This is a genomic window from Streptomyces sp. NPDC051555, from assembly GCF_044454405.1.
GTDB lineage: Bacteria > Actinomycetota > Actinomycetes > Streptomycetales > Streptomycetaceae > Streptomyces.
This window is the reverse complement of the sequence record NZ_JBITDP010000006.1, coordinates 330,757-348,912: the sequence shown is the minus strand read 5'-3', so window position 1 is coordinate 348,912 and position 18,156 is coordinate 330,757. Positions and strand designations below refer to the sequence as shown.

The window sequence follows — 18,156 nt, the reverse complement described above, 5'->3', positions numbered from 1 at the left end:
GCGGAATGCCGTGTCGTTCCTTGGTCTGGGGTATTGGATGAACCTCCTGGCACCGCCTACCGCACGGTTCGCCGTCAAACGGCCGGGCCGCCGCGACGTTTGTCCCGCGGCGCCACGGGCAGCTGCCGACCGGGGGTTGTCCGTCCCTTGGGAGGTGCAAGGTCCATGTCGTCGTTCGGGTACTTCCTGGCCTGCGAGGAATTCACCCCGGCCCAGCTGCTGGAGCAGGCCCGCCGGGCCTCCGACGCCGGTTTCACCCGGCTCGCCATCTCCGACCACTTCCATCCCTGGAACGAAGCCCAGGGCAACAGTCCACTGGTCTGGTCGATGATCGGAGCCCTGTCCCAGACCGTGGACCTGCCGGTGACCACCCTCGTCACCTGCCCCACCGTGCGCCTGCACCCCGCCGTGACCGCCCAGGCCGCAGCCACCTCCAGCCGGCTATTGGAGGGACGCTTCGCGCTGGGCGTGGGTACCGGCGAGGCACTCAACGAACACGTCCTCGGCGACCGCTGGCCCTCCTTCGACGAACGCGCCGACATGCTGGAGGAAGCCGTCGCGGTGATGCGCGAACTCTTCACCGGCCGTCAGGTCAGCCACCGCGGCCCGCACTACACCGTCGACAACGCCCGCCTCTACACCACACCCCACGGGCGCCTGCCCATCCACGTCTCCGGCTTCGGCCCCAAGGCCGCGGAACTCGCCGGCCGCATCGGCGACGGGTTCGTCACCATGGGCCCCGACGAGGACGCCATCGGCCGCTTCCGGGACGCCGGCGGCGAAGGAAAGCCCGTGCTCGGCGGCCTCAAGGTGTGCTGGGACACGGACCGGGACCGGGCCGTGGACACCGCGCACCGGATCTGGCCCACGGAGCACCTCCCGGGCGAACTCGCCCAGATACTCCCGACGCCGGCCCACTTCGAACAGGCGAGCCAGCTCGTCACCCGCGACCAGGTCGCGCAGGACGTCCCCTGCGGCAACGACGTCGAAGAACACGTCACCGCCGTACGGGCCTACGTGGACGCGGGCTTCGAAGAGGTCTACGTCGGACAGATCGGCCCCGACCAAGAGGCCTTCTTCACCGCCTACCGCGAGAAGGTGCTGCCCGCCCTCGCCGGATGACCGGCCCCGCCGCAGTGTCTTGGCCCCGGGGGCGGGGCATCGCCACCGGATCCTCGGGAGCGGCCTCAGGGCGTGCTGTCCACTGGCTCGGCTGAGTGAGCGCTTTCGTCCGACGCCTACCTCGCGCAGCAGGCGTCACGCCCGTCCCATCCCGCCAGCCGGGGATGCCGCCGGCCCAGCCACTTCAGGCCGAGCCGATCACGGGCCAGGTCGGCCGCAGCCGCTTTCCGCCGTGGGTCGGTGTGGCGGCCATGGTGCGGGGTGATCATGAAGGAGCGGGGTAGTCGCGCAAAGCGAGGAACTTGGGGGCGCAGCCCCGGGCACACGACGCCGTCCACGGCCGGCGTCCTGCGGACGCTGCGCCCCGCCGATCGCCTTCGATCATCACATGAAGGTCATCATGAAGGAGCGGCCCCCATGGGTGGAATGCGGGACAAGCACCAGGAGCCGGGTAAGGGGCGCGAAGAACAAGAGCGCACGGCCCGCCCTGGACAAGGCTCCGTCGGTCCGGAAGCCGGCCGAGAGGGAGCCGGGGGCGTGAGCCCCGAGGAACTCAAGCAACGGGCCGACGCGACGCGGCGCGAGAGCCGCGAGCGCGAAGTGGGAGAGGGGGAATCCTGACGACGAATCCCAACGCGTTCCACACGCGGAGACGACAACAGGCCGTGCATGTTCGCAGGGTGATGGGGCATGCGGGTCTTGGAGGTCGGTAGACATGGTTCCCCTTCTTCTCGTACTTCTGCTGGTTCTGATCCTCTTCGGCGCGGGCTTCGCGTTGAAGATCCTTTGGTGGGTCGCCATCGCAGTCCTGGTGTTGTGGCTGGTCGGGTTCGTCGCCCGGCCGAAGGGAGGCAGCGGCCGCTGGTACCGCTGGTAGCTGGGTCTGTCCGCCGTGCGCACGGCTCGCACGCGTGATGGCTGTGGCCTGGCACCCTGTCGAGCAGGGTGCCAGGCCACAGCCATCACGCACGTGCGGGGAGGGGTTTCGGATCCCGGTCCGCGGCAAGGCGCCGGGTATGGTGCGAATCGGGTACACGATGATGATCGAGCCAGCAGGTGCACGCGATCTGGTGTCCCCATGGTGGGGCGGAGCGGGCCGGATTCGGCTTCTCCGTGATCTTCGAGCACCCCTGATCGCGCTGACGACGTACGTGACCTGCCCCACCTTCCGCTACCTCCCGTGAGCGACAGCGGAACCGCTGCCCGCACTACGGAAGCTGTGCGGAGTCACCCATGAACCGCGCGGCCCTCTTCGACGTCGACGGCACCCTCACCGACACCGACCACCTGCACATCACCTCCTGGTGGGAAGCGTTGCGCCAGGCCGGACACCGCGTCTCCATGCACGCCGTCCACCGGGCGATCGGGCTGCCCGGCGAGGATCTCCTCGACCACCTGCTCGGCGAGGACCGGGACCGCTCGTCCGCCCGCTGGGCACCCCGTCAGCTCGCTGACGTAACGCCGGAACCGAGCAACGGACCCACCTCCCACTCGTCCACTACGGTCCCCCTGGCTCGGAGCTACCGTGCCGATGGACCGGCACAGGTCGGCGCAACCACCCAGGACACGTCGACCGCCGTGACGGCGGCACCGGCGTACGACGTGCAACGCAGCCGCTCGCACCGGTCACCCGGCTACTGCCCCGAGCACGGCCTGCCATGCGACCTTGGCGATCGGCCCGCGCAGGGTCCGCTTGAAAACGTGGCGTGGAGCCAGGCGCCATCAGGAGGGCCGCGCAGCCCTGCCCCACCGCAAGGAGCCCGATCTGTCGGATGGCAGGTGGCAGAGAGGCGGGCATCGGCGGCCTGGTCCCTGGTTTCCCCCTATGCGGACGGGCTGGGCTGGGGAGTGCTCCGATTGGCGCATGCGTGTTCCCGCCTGCGTCGATAAGAAACAGGTAAGTTGCGTGTGCATGTCCAGCGTGTGGTGGGGCATGCGGTGCTTCGGAGGTTGATAACTATGGTTCCCCTGCTTCTTGTTCTTCTGCTGGTTCTGATTCTCTTCGGTGCGGGTTTCGCGTTGAAGATTCTCTGGTGGGTCGCGATTGCGGTCCTGGTGCTGTGGCTGGTCGGTTTCGTGGCCCGTCCGAAGGGCGGGAGCGGCCGCTGGTATCGCTGGTAGCCACCTGATGTTCACGCAGTTCAGATGCGGTATGGCTGTGGCCTGCCACCCCCGACTGGCGGATGGCAGGCCACAGCCATGCGTGCCGCCGTGCGCTGACCCTGATGTGCCGATACCGGGTGAAACCGAATATAGGGGGTAGCCGGTATAGCGCTGGGGCGGTCGCCGTGACGCGGCAGGGAACCTGCTCACCTCCAACGATCGACGGCCGTCCCGGTATCCAATTCGAACGGGGTGTGTGCGGGTCCGAATGCGGGGCAGGCGAAGATCTGGCGGAGCAAGGTTCCCGCCGCGCACGCAGTACGGAAAAAGGGCAAGAGCGGCAGGGAGTTGTTTCCCCCTTCCGCCTCCCGTTGACCGGAGGAGTTGTTTATCGCATGACTGAAAATGTGTGGGGTTACCGCGGGACGTCCGGCCACCTGGCCGGTGCGGATCTGACGGGTTACAAGGTCGAGGCGACGGACGGTTCCATCGGGAAGGTCGACAAGCACTCCGACGAGGTCGGATCGGCCTACATCGTGGTCGACACCGGTCCGTGGATCTTCGGCAAGGAAGTCCTCCTGCCCGCGGGCACGGTCTCCCGGGTCGACGCGGCCGACGAGAAGATCTACGTCGACCGGACGAAGGAGCAGATCAAGAACGCTCCCGAGTTCGACAAGGACAAGCACCTGGGTAACGCGGACTACCACCGCCAGGTCGGCGGCTACTACGAAGGCCCGCACCACCTCTGACGGACGGGTACATCGCCACCGCGGGGCGGGGGCGACAGCCATTCGGCTGTCGCCCCCGCCCCGTCGCTGTACCGCCCGGGCGGCGATGTCGGAAGGGGCCGGGCGCGGGCTAGCCCCGAAGGAGTCGGCTCGGTCGCGCGGACCACACGTGAGCCTCCCCAGGATGCTGCGAGGGCGACCGCAACCCGGGCCAGCGAACTCGCCGCATCGACTACGACTGGGACCCGCGCGAGCTCGGTGGACCGTCGACTGCCAGCGGCACTACGCCTACCTCCCCACACCCGCCGGTGGGGCGCGGCTGCGGGACATCACCCCCCGGGGGGGGCAGTCGGCACGGCGAGGACATCAGACGCCGCTCTCCACCCAACGACACGGCTGGGACCGGCTCAACTTCGAGCAGCAACGCCTGCTCGGCGAACTCGGCGTCACCAAGGCGCTGCGGGCATCAGCCCGTCGCGCGCCGAAGAAGCCGCCTGGAGAGGCAGGGGCCGCGGCCGGGTGGGCCGCGGCGACGTTCGAGACCGGCGTGCAGGCCCTGACCCCATCCCTGGAGGGGAGGGCTCCGCTCCGGCACCGCGTGCGAGGCGCGTAGCGTGGTGTAGGCGGTGATGCGGGCGGGGTCGTCGTGCGGCAGCTGCGCGAGTTCGCCAGCTGACTACAGGCCGACGGTCATGGCCGTCTCCCGGGCGTCCTCGACCTCATGGTCGTCACAGACGTACAGCAGCCAGCCGCAACCCGTCCACCCAGTGCGGCCGGGCCCTCGCCGGTGACTACCGAGACGATCTCCACCGCGGTCGGCCCCGCCGGGTGGACAGGTTGCTGGGCGCGGGCGGGTTCGTCTCGGCGGCCTGCGCGAGCATCGCAGTGATCGGCGGAACCAGCACCACGTTCGGTGCCTCCTCACTGCTGACCGGCTCCGCGCCCTCGAAGTCGGGTCGAGCGGCGGTCGTGACAGAGCCCGGCCGTGACTACGGGCACCGGCCGGGTCCTGCACGCGTGGGAGACCCGCCAGTGTCATCTCCCGCTCCCCCGCCCTCCCCATAGGGCCCACCGAGTTCCCACCTGCCAGGCGGCTCGTCAGAAAGATTCCCGCGCAGCAGGTTTGGCGTGGGGTTCCCGGAGCAGACGGGTCACGACGGTGCGGCGGCCAAGGGCGGACGCCCACCGGGGATGGTGAGCACAGGCGGCACCCCCCTCCCCCCCTGGGGTGCCGCCTGCCCACCGCCCACACCCTGTAGAGCGGCCCGCGCCCGGCCCCCGGCACTACGAAGGTGGCCGGTATTCACTCCCCCGGGCCACGCCCTCGCCTGGCCACCCACGACGCTAGCTCCAGCTCCGTACCCCGCGCGTGAACCAACCCGGCCCCGCGCCCTAAAACGTCGTTTCTTTTGGTGGTTCTCGGGTCGGGCTGTGCAGGATACTGCTGGGGTGCTGTTGACGTGGATAGCTGAGGTGGCGGCCGAGCCCCTGGTCCTGGAGCCGGCTGACCGGCGGGTGGAGTGGGAGACCAACACCTGGTCGCTGAGTACGGCGGACGAGGACAGGAGTTCGTTGTCCGTCGCCGCGGTGGTGGCCGCCTTCGAGCGGACTGCTGCTGCCATCCGGGAACGCGTTCGCGATCTGGGCTTTCCCGGTGTTGCGACGTTCTACGTGTGGCACGACAAACAGGCCGGGCAGCTTCGGTGCTCGACCGGTTCTGTGCCCCCGGATGCGTTGCCGTTCAGCGGTACCTATGTGGCTTCCGACGACCTCGGTCCGGTCGTCGAGGGCTTTCTGGCCGACAGGGAGCCGGGCTCCATCGCCTGGTCGGGTCTGGACGACGTGCAGAGCGTCTCGGTGAAAGCCGGGACCGAGCCGGAGATCATGACGTTCGGTGTCTGGGTCGCCGGTGTCGGGGCCTCACGCTGACTGTTCCTGCCCGTCCACCCGGACGAGTCTGCGATGGCAGATGAGGGCTGTGACTATGCCGGCGAAGGCGAGGAAGTGTTCAGCTTTGTGCTCGTATCGGAGAAGGGCATAGGTGCCCGAGGCCCGTGTCCGCGCGCACACGCTACGAGGCAGGTGCCGGGTTCGCTCCGGAGCGAGTCGGTGCAGCGCCACCCGCTCCTCGGCTGTGGTCAGTGCGCCGTGGACGGTGCGCTCGCCCATCAGGACGCACAGGGTGTGGGCGGCGTCCGCCGGCACCGCGCGCAGGCTGGGGTCGTTGGGGGCGGCTAGGGCGCGCCAGCGGGCGGCCCGCGGTGGGTCAGGTGCTGGCGCGGGATCGCGGCGGGTGGGAGGAGCAGGTTCGCGGGGTAGGTCGGCGGTCGGCGGGCGGCGTCCATTTCGGTACGCAGGGCGCGTTCGAGTACCGGGGGCACCGCGGTGTCCCCGGTACATGTGGCGGTCACCGCGGCCGCGGCTTGGGCGGGTGTCGCGCCCGCGGTGCGGGCGGCTTTGGTCACGATGAGCTCGGCATGCTCGGCGGTGCAGGGCACCACCGCCATCAAGATCCCCACAGCGGCCCCCCAGCCAGGTCCCCCAGATCGACCGACCGCGGCTCCCGACGCCGCAGGCGCCCCGTGATACCGGACGACACCGCCGCAGCGGATACAGAAGGGCCGCAACCGGCCGGGCAGCCGATCGGGGCCGGGCCCGGGGCCAGCCGGGGGGGGCGACCGCGGGTGTTCCCCGATCGAAGTCCGGTTCGGTATGAGCCGGAGGAGACCGCTCGCCGTCGGACGGGCAACGAGCGGCTGACTGCCGAGGACCACGCGGAGCAGGCCAAGGGCGCTGCCCGACAGGCCAAGGAAAAGATCAAGGACACTTTCAGGCACCGGCCTTCCCGCGACGGAGCCGGGACCGCAACAGCGGCCCGGCCCCGTTTCGCACGGTCGGGTGCGCCGCGGGTGCCGGTCAGGCGGCGGCGTTCTCGCGCTGGCGCAGCTGGGCTTGGCCGAAGAGGAGGGCGTAGCCGTCGGGCAACTGGCGGAGGATCCGGGCGAGGAGGTCGGGGCCGGCCAGGCGCGTGACGACGGCGAGGACGGCGCCGGTGTCCCAGCGTGCGACCGCCGGGCTGACGCCGGTACGGGCCGCCTGGTCCTTCACGAATCCCCAACCGGTGAGCTGTTCAGCGTCGGGGATCTGAGCGGCCAGAGGGAGGGCGGCCTCGACGGGCAGGCACTGCGCGAGGTCGACGCGTTCGTCACCGGTCAGCTGGCGGCCGAGGGCGCCCAGGACGGTGCGGACGGCTTCTTCCGCGCGTTCGCGGGTGGGGTAGGCGCCTTCGTAGCGCACGCGTTCCAGCATCTGCTCGAACGTCATGGCGGGGGTGGGCCGGTCGGGTCGAGGCTGGTCGTACATGGCTGTGGATGCCTTTCTCTTCGAAGGGCCGGAACGGCGATCAGGGGCGGGGACAGCTGGGTCGAGGGTCGGGAGGGGTGAACGTCAGGAGGGGTGAACGTCAGGAGGGTGTGGTCAGGAGGGTTGGGGGTGGCCGAAGAGGAGGTCGTAGCCGGGCGGCAGCTGGAGCAGGACCTCGCGGGTGAGGACGTCGCCCGCGGCGGTGGCCACCGTCGAGAGGACCGCGCCGATGTCCCCCAGGGCCGTCTGCTCGGTGGCGCCCTCGATCCAGGCCGCCGTCGCGCGGACGAATCGCTCGGGTGAGAGGGGTTCCGCGGCCTGGAGCGGGTTGAGGAGGACGAGGGCGTACGTTTCGGGAAGTCGCGCGGCGAGCCCGGCCCGTACCGCGCCGGCAAGATGCGCGCCCAGCAGGGCCAGAATGACACGGGCCGCCCGTTCGGCTTCTTCCGTGGTTTCGTACTCGCCGCGTTCTTGGACATGGGCCAGGAAGGACTCCCTGCGCATGGGCACCCGGGCCCCGCGGGGGTGGGTGTGGGGGTGTGGTGTGTATGGGGGGGGGGGGGGGGGGGGGGTGCCGGAGGGGGAATGGGATGCCCCCGCCCTCCGCTGCCGACAGAACCGGAAAGGGCTCAGCCGGAGATCTGCTTGCGGCCGGACTCGCCGCCGATGCTGACCTTGCGGGGCTTGGCGCGCTCGGCGATCGGAATGCGCAGGGTCAGGACACCCGCGTCGTACTCGGCCTCGATGCGCTCGGTGTCCAGGGTGTCCGCGAGGACGATCTGGCGGGAGAAGACCCCGAGGGGGCGCTCGGAGAGCTCGACCTTCACGGAGTCGGCCTTCGCGACCGGGCGGCGCTCCGCCTTCACGCTCAGCATGTTCCGCTCGACGTCGATGTCGATCGCCTCGGCGCTCACACCGGGCAGATCGAAGGCGATCACGTACGCATCGCCCTCGCGGTAGGCGTCCATCGGCATCACGGACGGCTTCGACCACGTCCCTGACGTACCCGAAAGCTGCTGGACGATCCGGTCCATCTCACGGAACGGGTCAGTGCGCATCAACATCGCGAAACACCTCCAGTTAGCTGCGGCAGAAACTGCCAATGCGCTTCAACGTGCATCCGTTGTAACATGTCATCGAAACGATGACAAGTGAGACGTCATCCAGAAGGCGACATCAGCAGGGAGCGCCATGACCGAGTCCATTCCACCGGCACCGCAGCCCTCCTTCCCCGCGGCCGCCGCAGCGCTGGAGGCCGTCGACCGCGCCCTCAAGGCCGCGCACCAGGCATCCCCAGGCAGACCGGGATCCACGGTGGAACCCACGCCAGCGGCGGGGCCGGACCCGCTGACCGCGCTGCTGATGCTGCGCGAGATCCGTGAGGAGCTCGCCGGTTGGGAGAGCGGACTGATCGAGACCGCCCGTGGGCACGGTGCGAGCTGGGCCGACCTCGCCGGGCCGCTCGGCGTCGCCAGCCGGCAAGCCGCCGAACGCCGCTACCTGCGCCTGCGCCCCGGCGCCGCCGGAAGCACCGGCGAACAGCGCGTCCAGGCCACGCGCGACACGCGCGCCGCCGACCGGTCCGTAACCGCCTGGGCCCGTGACAACGCGGCCGACCTGCGCCGGCTCGCCGGGCAGGTCACCGCCCTCACCGGCCTCCCAGCCGGAGCGGCAGGTGCCGTCAGCGACCTGAACCTCGCCCTCGCCGACAACGACGCCGCCCACCTCGTTCGCCCGCTGGCCGACACCCGCCCGCACCTGCGGTCCCAAGACTCCGAGCTGGCCGACCGCATCGACGCCCTGGCCCGGCACACCGACCGGCTCCGCCAGGACACCCGCGACCAACGCAGTACCTGACCCGAACCCTCCCGCCCGCACCCGGCCAACAGGTGCCGGGGAAAGGCCCGTAGAGCCAAGGAGCGCTCCACCATGGTCGAACATCTCCCCCTGGAGGCAGGCGGCACCGACATCAGTGTGGAGGTTCTGGACCACGCGGTCGCGGTCCGGCCCACCGGTGAGATGGACATCGAGACGGCCCCCTGTCTGCGGCTCGCGCTCAGCGAAGCCCTCTCCCACGCCTCACCGTCCAGGCCCGTGGTCCTCGACTGCAGCCGCCTCACCTTCTGCGACTCCACCGCGCTCAACGCGCTCCTCGCGGCGCGCCGGGCTGGACAGCAGAGCGGCGCCGTCATCCGGCTGGCAGCCCCCGCCGCCCAGCTCCAGCGGCTGCTGGAGATCACCGGCGCCCTGGCCCTCTTCCCCCTCGACCGGACACCGCCGTTAGCCGGACGCCTTGCCAAGGCGCGCCCGGACGGGCTCCCGCAGCAGGATGGACCGTGACGGGGGGACTGATCGGCGTACGGCGTAGGAGGGCTACCTCGTCCGGCGCGCGCCACGCTACCGGCCGGACGGCCGACCTGCCCGGCGCCACCAGGGGTGCCGGGCGGGGGGCCGGTTCAGCGCAGCACCTCCAGCTCCGGCCAGTCGTCGCCGGGCCGGTCGAGGAAGTCGGTGGGCCGCCCCGTCAGGTACCGCGCGAAGAAGGCGGCGACGGCGGTGCGTTGGGCGGCGAGGGAGCGCCGGGGGTCGACGGTGCCGATGAGTCCGGCCGCGTCGGGGAGCGGGAGCCGGCGGACGAGCTGGGGCAGGAGGATCTGGAGGTCGGTGTACGAGCCGTGTGCGGTGTTCCGTAGCCGCAGGGCGTGCCGGGGGCCGATGGACGCCGCCCAGCAGGAGGCCCAACTCGGTTCGGTACGAAGGGTCTTCGTACCGGAGGCCATCAGCAGGAAGGGCTCGGCGAGGCCGCTGTCGGCAACGGGTTCGAGGAGGGCGCCGTCGAGGTCGGCCGCCGCACGGACGCGGGGCTCGTCGTGGGCGAGCTGGGCGGCGACGGAGCCGCCGAGGGACTGGCCGAGCACGCCGATCCTGGCCGGGTCGGTGGCTTCGGCGAGCCCGTCCGGGAGCGGGCCGGTACCGGTGTCGGGGCGGTCGCCGCGGGCGAGACGGTCGAGTGCGCCGAGGACGAAGCGGGCGTCGGCGAGGCGGGCTCGGGAGTGCCCGGCGAGGAGGGCGGCGATGACCTCCGGGGTGAGGTCGTCGGGAAGCGGGAGGGCCCGTTCGACCCGGCCGCCGGGGAACTCGACCTGCTCGGCCTCGTACGTGGAGTCGAGGGCGACGACGAGGTGTCCGCGGCTGGCCAGCTCCTCGACCAGGGTGGTGCCGAGGGCCCGCGAGCCGCCGTCGCCGGAGGAGAACAACACCACGGGCAGCCGGCCGGCGCGGCGGGCGACGGGCGCGCCGGTGCGGGCGTGGGTCCTGATTCCCCGCCAGTCGGCGGCGCCGGTGGGGATACCGAGGGCCGGTGCGGAGTGCGCGTCCCAATCGGCCGCCGCGGCCGGGGACAGCCAGGGGGCCGTCGGGTGCCCAGTGCCGGGTTCCGCCGGGTACCAGAAGCCGGCCATGAGCTCCCGGTAGGGCTTGGCGGGGAGGAGGGGGTCGGGGCGACTGTCGTCGACCAGGTGCAGCGCGACGGTGCCCACGGGCCAGGGCCCGGTGGGCGCGGGCAGGCGCAGCGGGACGGGGGTGCCCAGGGCGTGCGCGGGGCCGTTTCCCCCGGCCGGGGCGGCGGGGCGGCTTTCCGGGGCGGGGGCGGCGGCCACGGTGGCGAGCGCGGCGGCGCCGAGCGTGCCGAGCAGGGCGCGGCGGGTGGGCGGCATGGGCGGGCTCCTCGGGTGGTGCGGACACGGGGTCGCCACCAGGGTTGCGCCGCCCGGGGGTGCGGGGCGCCCTGCCGGGGGACGATCCCACGGGTGGACGCGGGTCGCCCCAGGGCGCGTCCGCTCCTCCGCGAGGAGGAGACCCCGGTGTTCCGGGGTCTCCTGCGGTCTCCGCCGGTGGGCGGACGCCTCAGCGGGCGCCGGGCCCTACCGTGGGGCTCCGGCGAGGACGCCGGACGACGCGGACGCGAGGACGGACACGATGGCCGAGACCGGCGCGGTACGGACGGGCCCGCCGGGTGCCCTCGCCTGGCTGCCGGGGCGGGTGCCGCCCCTGGTGGCGGACGCCGCGCTCGCGGCGGCCCTGTTCCTGGTGACGCTCGGGCCGGGGCGGGTGGCGGACGATACGGGGTTCGCGCTGCAGACCGCTCTGGTGCTGCCATTGGTGTGGCGGCGGCGGGCGCCCCGGGTCGCGTTCGGGCTGATCGCCGCCGCGGGGCTCGCGCAGTGGCTGCTGGGTGTTCAGCTGCCGGCCGACGCGGCGTTGCTGGTCGCCCTCGGAACGGTGACCGCGCGGGCGCCGTACCGGTCGGCGTGGGCGGCGGGTCTGGTGGCGGTGGCCGGGACGGTGCTGGCGGCGGCGCGCTGGGCGCCCGAGGGCCGGTTCCTCGCCTCGGCCGCCGCGATGACGGCGGCGGTTGCCGCGAGCGCGCTGCTCGGGGCCAACGCCCGGATCCGGCGGGCCGCGCGGGCGGAGCGGCTGGTGCGCCTGGAACGGGACCGCGACGAACGGGAGCGTCGGGCGGTGGAGGAGGAACGCGCCCGGATCGCGCGGGAGTTGCACGACAGCGTGACGCACGGCCTGTCGGTGGTGGTGGCGCTGGCGGACGCGCTCGGGCACGCGCGGCCACCCGATGCCTCCGCGGTGACGGCCCGGATCGCGGAGACCGGGCGGCAGGCGCTGACCGACATGCGGCGGGCGCTGGGCCTGCTCCAGGACGCCGGTCCCGACGCCGCTCCCGACGTCGGTCCCGACGCGGGGCCCGGGGACGACCGGCGGTCGCCACCAGGGATCGGGCAGCTCGGGGCGCTGTGCGAACGAACGGAGGCGGCGGGCCTGGTGACCCGGCTGCGCGTGGACGGCGAGGCCGCCAGGGTGCCGGCCGCGGCACAGCTGACGGTGCACCGGCTCGTCCAGGAGTCGCTGACCAACGCGCTGCGCCACGCGCCGCAGGGGGCGCGCGCCGAGGTGCGGGTGTCCTGCGCGCCGGGGGCGGTCACGGTCGAGGTGACCGACGACGGGCGGGCCGGAGGGGCCGGGCGGCCGGGATCCGCCGGGTCCGGGCGGGGTCTTTCGGGGATGCGGGAGCGCGCCGCGGCCTTCGGCGGGGTGCTGGAGGCGGGCCCGAGGCCGGGCGGTGGCTGGCGGGTCTTCGTGCGGCTGGATCCCGGGGGTGCGCCGTGAGCGTCCGGGTGCTGCTGGTGGACGACGAGGAGCTGCTGCGGCTGGCGTTCAGCATGATCCTGCGCGCCGAGCCGGACATGGAGCCCGTCGGGGAGGCGGCCGACGGGGCGGCGGCGGTGGAACTGGCGCGGCGGCTGCAGCCGGACGTGGTGCTGATGGATGTGCGGATGCCGGGCACCGACGGCATCGAGGCGACCCGGCTGCTGCTGCGCGAGGTGCCCGGGACGCGGGTGCTGGTGCTCACTACCTTCGACCTGGACGCGTACGCCTTCGACGCGCTGCGGGCCGGGGCATCCGGCTTCCTGCTGAAGAACAGCCGGCCGCAGGAGCTGCTGGGGGCGATCCGCGACGTGGCCCGGGGGGACGCCGTGGTCTCCCCCCGGGTGACCCGACGGCTGCTGGACCGCTTCGCGCACCGGCTCCCCGCCGCCGAGGACGGCGGCGGGGGCGACGCTGAGCGGCTGCGCGTGCTCACCGCACGCGAGCGGGAGGTCCTGCTGGGGACCGCCCGCGGCCTGACCAACACGGAGCTCGCCGCCGCCCTCGGCCTCGCGGAGCCCACGGTGAAGAAGCATCTCGGCCGGGTCATGGCCAAGCTGAATCTGCGGGACCGGGTGCAGGCGGTGATCTTCGCGTACGAGTGCGGGCTGGTCGAACCGGGGTAGGCGCGGGGCCGTCGGGTGGGGGCCGGCGGCTCAGGCGAGGCTGACGGCGGCCGGGCGGTGACGACGGTGGCGTACTCGGCGCTTGTGGCGCCCACTCAGTCCAACCTTCCACTGAGTGGGGAAGCGTGAGCAGCCCTGTTCCGACCCCGAGTCGGCCTTTCACGAACTCCCGGTCAGAACCGGGTTCAAGAGCGCCATCAGCGTTCCGGCCAGGACCATCCGGCACACCCCCAGCAGTTGCGCCGCCGCCACCGCCGTACGCGGCACCGGGGGCCCGGCCGGCCGGGCCCCGCCATGACCTCCAGAACCTGCACCTGGCGCAGTCGGTGGTCGGTCCGGCTTCTCCCCCGCCTTGCGGGCCTGGGGCGCGTACGCGTCGCGGGCCGCAGTGAACTCCGACGGCACGCGCCCGTACAACTCCACCACCACCGACTCCACATCCGTACCCGGCGCTCTCCCGCCCGCACCCCCGCTGCGGCCGACACCCTGCATCACTCCGCACGTCGGCCAGTACCGACATCACTGCGACCGAGCGCCGAACGGGCACATCCTCGACGGCCTCCTCCCGGCGCAGACGCACTGAGCGGATCTCGTCAATCCGGTGGACGCCCTGCGGCGGTCGGTGGGTGGTCGCTACGGTGCCCGCCATGACGATCCCTCGCCTTGACCGCCGTCCCAACAGCCACCCCACGTCCGCCCCGCCCAAACCGCGTCCGGACACCGCCCCCACCCACCCGGCCGGACAAGAACCCACCCTTTCCTCCCAACCCGCCGCAGCCCCGGACCTGAACCGTGCCGGCCGACCGCGTGGGGAAGCACCCGTACGCGATGCTTCCCGAAGGAGTCCGCCAGGCCATCGACGATCGCGTCGGTGCGGACTGCCCCAGGACCGACATCGACGTCGGAACCGCCTCCGCGCTGTCCACTCTCTTCTTCCCGTCAGGCGCGGAAAAGGTGTTCGTCAAGGGATTGCCGCTGGATCACGAGCGGGTGGACGAGCTGAAAGCGGAGGAAGCGGTGAACCCGTTCCTGCCCGACTGCGCCCCCAAGTTGCTGTGGCGGGCGGAGGCAGAGGGGTGGCTCATCCTCGGGTTCTACGGAACGACCGCGACCCCGTGGGCGTGGTACGCCTCCCAGAGCCAGCACTTGGAACCGATCGCCACCGTCCTGTGCGAGCTGAGCGCGTACCCCGCGCCCGACATCGGCTTGCCCACAGCGTGGGACCGCTGGAGCGACTACTGCGACCCGGCCGACGAACCCCTCCTGCGCGGTGACCGGCTCGTACACTCCGACCCGGCGGCCTCGAACTTCATGATGGAACCGAGCGGGCGAGCCTGGCTGACCGACTGGTCCTGGGCGCTGCGCGGCCCCGCCTGGGCGGATGCCGCGCTCTGGGGGTTCCGGCTGATCCTGGACGGCTGGCAAACCCCGGAGCAGGCAGCCGCATGGGCGCGGACGGTTCCAGCGTTCACGCAAGCCGGCCGGGAAGCGGTGGTGGTCCTGACCGAGGCCGAAGCGCGCGCCTGGGAGCACATGCAAGAGCACGGGATGACCGAGCTGGAGGAGACGATCAAGGCCGCGCGCGCATGGGCCGGCTACTGGGCTTCACCCTGATTCCGGCGCGCGATATAACCCTAAGAACTGGAACTGCCGCCTGCTGAGGCGCCGCCTCCGGACCAGGCGGCCGGGCGCACGGCGAAGGGTCCGAGCAAGGCGCAGCTCCAGCGGGCACTCGCGGCCCCCGCGCAGTGGGTGGAGCGGGAAGGCGCCCACCGGCACGTACCCCGCAGCCACGGCGAGGAGATCACGGTCGAGGACGAGAGGGAACCGGTGATCGTGAAGCTCGGCGTTCCGAAGAAGAACCGGGATCGCATGGTCCGGCCGGGCATGCGGAGATCTAACGCAAGGGGAGCAGGTCGCCGACCTCGGCAGCGTGCGCCGTCAACTCGGCGGCCCCTGAGAGCCGTACGCGATGTCCTTGGGGCCCCACCCTACGAATTCCAACCTGATCGAGACCGTAGGGTCTTCTGACCGGCTACTCGGTCGTCTCGGGCTTTGAGGGGGTGGCCAGCGCCGCGGCGAGGTGTGTTCTGCTGTCGATCCCGAGTTTGCGCAGGGCCTTGGCTATGTGGTGCTCGGCGGTACGGGTCGAGATGTTGAGTTGGTCGGCGATGGCCCGGTTGGAGAGACCCTGCGCGGCGAGGAGGGCGGCCGCCTGTTCGCGGGGGGACAGGCTGTCGCCGTATCCGACGGGGCCGCGTTTGTTGGCCGGGGTGAGTCCCTGGCGGCGCAGGAGGCGGTGATAGTTGCTGGCGTCCCATTTCGCCCCGATTCGCTCGTACAGTTCCTGTGCCTGGTTGCTGAGCTCCTGTCCCCGCTGGTGGTCAGCGGGCAGGCTGCAGCGGGCGGCGCCCTGGAGGGCGTGACCTGTTTCGAGGGGCCTGCCGGCCCGGGTCCATGCCTGGGCGGCACGTAGGAAGAGGGTCGCTGCGGCGTCCGGGCGCCGGTCGGCTTCCGAGAGGTGGGCGCGGCAGGTGAGGAGGGAGGCGGTGGCGGCCGGCGCGTGTCGTCCCTCGATGCCGGCGGCGAAGTCTTCCACGAGCTGTCGGGCTTGGGGGTGCCAGCCGGTGCGGGTGAGTGCCTCGACGGCGATGGGGGCCAGTTCGGTGGCCCAGATCCAGCCTCCGGTGCGGCGGATGTGATCGAGGGTCTCCGTGGTGGCGGCGTTGGCGTGGTCGGGGCGGTCGGCGGCGAGGTGGATGCGTGCGAGAGCGGCGGCGGCGGCCGGTAGGACGATGCCGGTGTCGAGCTGTGCGGTGCGGGCGGCGCCCAGCAGGTCCAGTCGTGCGGCGGCGCTGTCGCCCTGCTGGTGGAGGGCGAGCAGGCCGCGGACGAGAAGGACTTCGGCGGTGAGGTCGCGGATGTCGCAGTAGAGCAGGGCGGCGCGTTGGGCGCGCTCGGTGAGGCCTTCCCAATGGCCGGTGGTCCAGGCGAGCAGGAGGTGGGCGGTCTCGGCAAGTCCCTCCAGGTAGGGAATGCCGTTGCGTTCCAGGGTCGCGTCGGCTCGGGCGAGGTAGTCGTGGGCGGCGGCGGGGTGGCCGAGCGCGGTGGTGGCGTGGGCGAGGTTGACGCAGGCGCGGGCGAGCTGGATCTCCTCGGCGGGGGAAGAGGCGGTGGCGGGCAGGGCTGCCGCCGCGTTCCAGGCTTCGGGGTCGCCGGTGAACATGAGAGCGGTGGCCCGGTTGGCGGCGATGGCGGTGCGCTGGACGGGGTCGGCGATGCGTGGGATGAGGGCTTCGGCGCGTTCCAGCCATGCCAGGTGCTGTGTCAGGGGCCATCCCTGGATGGAGGGGATGGCGATGGCGGACATGGCGCGGGCCGCGAGCTCGGGCGCCGTTTCGGTGAGGTCCTCGGCGGCCCGGGCGATTTCGGCCAGGCCGCCCAGTCCGAGGCCTGCCTGGTTGCGCATGAGGGTGCCCAGGTAGAGGCGCAGTTCGCCCGCGGCTGCCCGGGAGGGATCGTCCTCGGTGAGGATGCGGCGCAGGGCGGGGATGATGGCGTCCTCGGGCATGGCGGAGAGGGCGGCCTTGGCGAGCTTGGTCCCGAGCCGGATCCGAGCACGGGCGGAGGGGTGGTCGTTCAGCGCCGTCAGGTAGTGGCAGGTGGCGGTGCTGGTGTCACCGTGGGCGTTGGCGCGGTCGCCGGCGGCTTCGGTGTAGCGCAGGTACGCCCGGGTGCGGCCGGCCTGCCGATAGTGGTGCGCGATCTGGGTCAGGGGCGGCGGTGAGACGTGGGCGAGGACGGCTTTGGCCGCGCGCAGGTGCAGCGGGCTGCGTTCGAACTCGGAGATCGCCTCGTATGCCGACTGGCGGGCCAGGGGGTGACGGAAGTCGAGGGTGGCGCCCTCGGAGGGGTGCAGAGCGCCGTGTTCGAGGGCCATGGAGACGGCCCGGCGGATGTCGCTCTCGCTCAGGCCGGTGATGTCGGCGAGGAGGTCGACCGTGACGGGGCGGGCCGCGACGGCGGCGGCCACGACGACGTCGCGCGCCTGTTCCGAGAGGGGTGCCAGACGTTCCAGGAACACGCGCCGTACCGGGGCGGGGAGGCCGGCTTGCTCGATGACCGTGCCGTCGACGGTCAGATCGTCCCCGTCGTCGTCAGTGATCAGCCTGATGACTTCCTCGATCGCGAAGGGGATGCCCGCGGTGCGGCGGTGCAGACGCTCGGCGAAGCGCTCCGATGTGTGGTCCGCTCCCATGAGCCGGGCGGCCAGGTCTCCCGTTTCCCCAGGCGTCAGGGGGGCCAGGCGGACTTCGTGGACGTGCGCCCCGGACAGCCACGAGCCCGCCAGGGGGTGGGTCTGGGTGGCGGAGAAGTCGTCCCGGCCGGTCAGGATGACCGTCAGGTGCGCGGGGAGGCTGGTGGTCAACAGTCTCAGGAACTCGCGGGTGCTCGCATCGGCCCAGTGGATGTCTTCCAACACCAGGACTGCCGGGCGGGTCGAACCGAGCAGGGCGTAGGCGGCGCGGAGCATGCGGTGGCATTCGGCCCGCGCGTACCCGAGAGGCGGCAGCGGTGCTGGAAGGACGCCGGCGAGGGCGGGCAGTACGGGTGTGAGGGCTCCGGCGAGAGCGGGGACCTCGCGCAGCGCGCCGGCCGGGAGACAGGCGAGTGCCGCGATGACCGGGGCCAGGGCCGGCGTCTCCGCCATTTCGGCGCACTGCCCGATCAGGTGCGGCAGGTCCGTCAGGGCCGGGATCCGCAGGACCTCGTGCACCATGCGGGTCTTGCCGATGCCGGCCTCGCCGGTGATGACGATGACGCACGGTGGCCGGGCCGCTGCTCGGGACAGGCGTTGGAGCTGTTCTGTCCGTCCGACCAGCGGGGTGGGCGTGGACCGTGGTGCGTGCACGGAGTGTGGCTCTCCTCGGGTGGTGCGGACGGTGATGCGGAGGGTGGTGCGCCCGGCGGTGGTGGGCCGGAGCAGCCGTACG

17 protein-coding genes and 1 pseudogene are annotated in these 18,156 nt (G+C 72.2%); 11 read left to right on the top strand and 7 right to left on the bottom strand.

Annotated features, from left to right (window positions below; all coding sequences use genetic code 11):
• Positions 1-165: 165 nt before the first annotated feature.
• The 6 genes and pseudogenes from ACIBEA_RS16435 to ACIBEA_RS16410 all read left to right on the top strand — a co-directional run bounded on the left by ACIBEA_RS16435 (position 166) and on the right by ACIBEA_RS16410 (position 5,882).
• Positions 166-1,122, top strand: coding sequence for a TIGR03557 family F420-dependent LLM class oxidoreductase (locus tag ACIBEA_RS16435; RefSeq protein WP_399261335.1), 957 nt, complete (start codon positions 166-168; stop codon positions 1,120-1,122).
• A gap of 715 nt (positions 1,123-1,837) precedes the next feature.
• Positions 1,838-1,999, top strand: coding sequence for a hydrophobic protein (locus ACIBEA_RS16430; protein WP_385773101.1), 162 nt, complete (start codon positions 1,838-1,840; stop codon positions 1,997-1,999).
• A 356-nt stretch (positions 2,000-2,355) separates the two neighbouring features.
• Positions 2,356-2,541 (top strand): annotated as a pseudogene (locus ACIBEA_RS16425) (HAD hydrolase-like protein); the annotation flags it as partial.
• A 540-nt stretch (positions 2,542-3,081) separates the two neighbouring features.
• Positions 3,082-3,243 (top strand): hydrophobic protein, encoded by a 162-nt coding sequence (locus ACIBEA_RS16420; protein ID WP_385773101.1) that lies wholly within the window; start codon positions 3,082-3,084, stop codon positions 3,241-3,243.
• Positions 3,244-3,620: 377 nt separating this feature from the next.
• Positions 3,621-3,974, top strand: coding sequence for a PRC-barrel domain-containing protein (locus ACIBEA_RS16415; RefSeq protein WP_399261333.1), 354 nt, complete (start codon positions 3,621-3,623; stop codon positions 3,972-3,974).
• 1,452 nt (positions 3,975-5,426) lie between these two features.
• The gene (locus ACIBEA_RS16410) at positions 5,427-5,882 is read left to right on the top strand and encodes a hypothetical protein (RefSeq protein ID WP_399261331.1); all 456 of its coding nucleotides are present in this window, start codon (positions 5,427-5,429) and stop codon (positions 5,880-5,882) included.
• Here ACIBEA_RS16410 and ACIBEA_RS16405 read toward each other — a convergent pair.
• The 5 genes from ACIBEA_RS16405 to ACIBEA_RS16385 form a co-directional block, all read right to left on the bottom strand.
• The gene (locus ACIBEA_RS16405) at positions 5,874-6,158 is read right to left on the bottom strand and encodes a DUF5133 domain-containing protein (RefSeq protein WP_399261329.1); all 285 of its coding nucleotides are present in this window, start codon (positions 6,156-6,158) and stop codon (positions 5,874-5,876) included. The two genes, ACIBEA_RS16410 and ACIBEA_RS16405, sit on opposite strands and share 9 nt — an antisense overlap.
• 29 nt (positions 6,159-6,187) lie before the next feature.
• A complete protein-coding gene (locus tag ACIBEA_RS16400; protein WP_399261327.1) occupies positions 6,188-6,472 on the bottom strand; it encodes a hypothetical protein in 285 nt (94 codons plus the stop codon).
• Positions 6,473-6,869: 397 nt separating this feature from the next.
• Positions 6,870-7,316, bottom strand: coding sequence for a DUF2267 domain-containing protein (locus ACIBEA_RS16395; RefSeq protein WP_399261325.1), 447 nt, complete (start codon positions 7,314-7,316; stop codon positions 6,870-6,872).
• Positions 7,317-7,430: 114 nt separating this feature from the next.
• Positions 7,431-7,826 (bottom strand): DUF2267 domain-containing protein, encoded by a 396-nt coding sequence (locus ACIBEA_RS16390; protein ID WP_399261323.1) that lies wholly within the window; start codon positions 7,824-7,826, stop codon positions 7,431-7,433.
• 119 nt (positions 7,827-7,945) lie between these two features.
• Positions 7,946-8,380: an Hsp20/alpha crystallin family protein gene (locus tag ACIBEA_RS16385; RefSeq protein WP_399261321.1), complete on the bottom strand. Its 435-nt coding sequence runs from the start codon at positions 8,378-8,380 to the stop codon at positions 7,946-7,948.
• 127 nt (positions 8,381-8,507) lie between these two features.
• On the opposite strand from ACIBEA_RS16385, the gene ACIBEA_RS16380 reads away from it, so the two are divergent.
• Together ACIBEA_RS16380 and ACIBEA_RS16375 are read left to right on the top strand one after the other, a co-directional pair.
• Complete coding sequence (locus tag ACIBEA_RS16380; protein WP_399261319.1) at positions 8,508-9,173, top strand: HSP18 transcriptional regulator; 666 nt, start codon at positions 8,508-8,510, stop codon at positions 9,171-9,173.
• A 72-nt stretch (positions 9,174-9,245) separates the two neighbouring features.
• Positions 9,246-9,656 carry an STAS domain-containing protein gene (locus tag ACIBEA_RS16375; protein ID WP_399261317.1) on the top strand — a complete coding sequence of 137 codons (411 nt, stop codon included), beginning with the start codon at positions 9,246-9,248 and terminating at the stop codon, positions 9,654-9,656.
• 116 nt (positions 9,657-9,772) lie between these two features.
• Here the strand turns inward: ACIBEA_RS16375 and ACIBEA_RS16370 are convergent, their stop codons facing one another.
• A complete protein-coding gene (locus ACIBEA_RS16370) occupies positions 9,773-11,032 on the bottom strand; it encodes an alpha/beta hydrolase family protein (protein WP_399261315.1) in 1,260 nt (419 codons plus the stop codon).
• A 262-nt stretch (positions 11,033-11,294) separates the two neighbouring features.
• Here ACIBEA_RS16370 and ACIBEA_RS16365 point away from each other — a divergent pair, with 262 nt between their 5' ends.
• The 3 genes from ACIBEA_RS16365 to ACIBEA_RS16355 all read left to right on the top strand — a co-directional run bounded on the left by ACIBEA_RS16365 (position 11,295) and on the right by ACIBEA_RS16355 (position 14,776).
• Positions 11,295-12,497: a sensor histidine kinase gene (locus tag ACIBEA_RS16365; RefSeq protein ID WP_399261313.1), complete on the top strand. Its 1,203-nt coding sequence runs from the start codon at positions 11,295-11,297 to the stop codon at positions 12,495-12,497.
• Entirely contained in the window at positions 12,494-13,162 is a 669-nt protein-coding gene (locus ACIBEA_RS16360) for a response regulator (protein ID WP_399261312.1), read from the top strand. The genes ACIBEA_RS16365 and ACIBEA_RS16360 overlap by 4 nt, the downstream gene beginning before the upstream one ends.
• Before the next feature lie 792 nt (positions 13,163-13,954).
• Positions 13,955-14,776 carry an aminoglycoside phosphotransferase gene (locus tag ACIBEA_RS16355; RefSeq protein WP_399261310.1) on the top strand — a complete coding sequence of 274 codons (822 nt, stop codon included), beginning with the start codon at positions 13,955-13,957 and terminating at the stop codon, positions 14,774-14,776.
• Between the two features lie 421 nt (positions 14,777-15,197).
• Here ACIBEA_RS16355 and ACIBEA_RS16350 read toward each other — a convergent pair whose 3' ends face one another.
• A complete protein-coding gene (locus ACIBEA_RS16350) occupies positions 15,198-18,074 on the bottom strand; it encodes an AAA family ATPase (protein ID WP_399261308.1) in 2,877 nt (958 codons plus the stop codon).
• Between the last annotated feature and the right edge of the window lie 82 nt (positions 18,075-18,156).

Bases quoted from the DNA above. Each gene is read 5' to 3' on its own strand.
- ACIBEA_RS16435 (WP_399261335.1), top strand. From the start codon at position 166: ATGTCGTCGTTCGGGTACTTCCTGGCCTGCGAGGAATTCACCCCGGCC.
- ACIBEA_RS16430 (WP_385773101.1), top strand. From the start codon at position 1,838: ATGGTTCCCCTTCTTCTCGTACTTCTGCTGGTTCTGATCCTCTTCGGC.
- ACIBEA_RS16420 (WP_385773101.1), top strand. From the start codon at position 3,082: ATGGTTCCCCTGCTTCTTGTTCTTCTGCTGGTTCTGATTCTCTTCGGT.
- ACIBEA_RS16415 (WP_399261333.1), top strand. From the start codon at position 3,621: ATGACTGAAAATGTGTGGGGTTACCGCGGGACGTCCGGCCACCTGGCC.
- ACIBEA_RS16395 (WP_399261325.1), bottom strand. From the start codon at position 7,316: ATGTACGACCAGCCTCGACCCGACCGGCCCACCCCCGCCATGACGTTC.
- ACIBEA_RS16385 (WP_399261321.1), bottom strand. From the start codon at position 8,380: ATGTTGATGCGCACTGACCCGTTCCGTGAGATGGACCGGATCGTCCAG.
- ACIBEA_RS16380 (WP_399261319.1), top strand. From the start codon at position 8,508: ATGACCGAGTCCATTCCACCGGCACCGCAGCCCTCCTTCCCCGCGGCC.
- ACIBEA_RS16375 (WP_399261317.1), top strand. From the start codon at position 9,246: ATGGTCGAACATCTCCCCCTGGAGGCAGGCGGCACCGACATCAGTGTG.
- ACIBEA_RS16370 (WP_399261315.1), bottom strand. From the start codon at position 11,032: ATGCCGCCCACCCGCCGCGCCCTGCTCGGCACGCTCGGCGCCGCCGCG.
- ACIBEA_RS16365 (WP_399261313.1), top strand. From the start codon at position 11,295: ATGGCCGAGACCGGCGCGGTACGGACGGGCCCGCCGGGTGCCCTCGCC.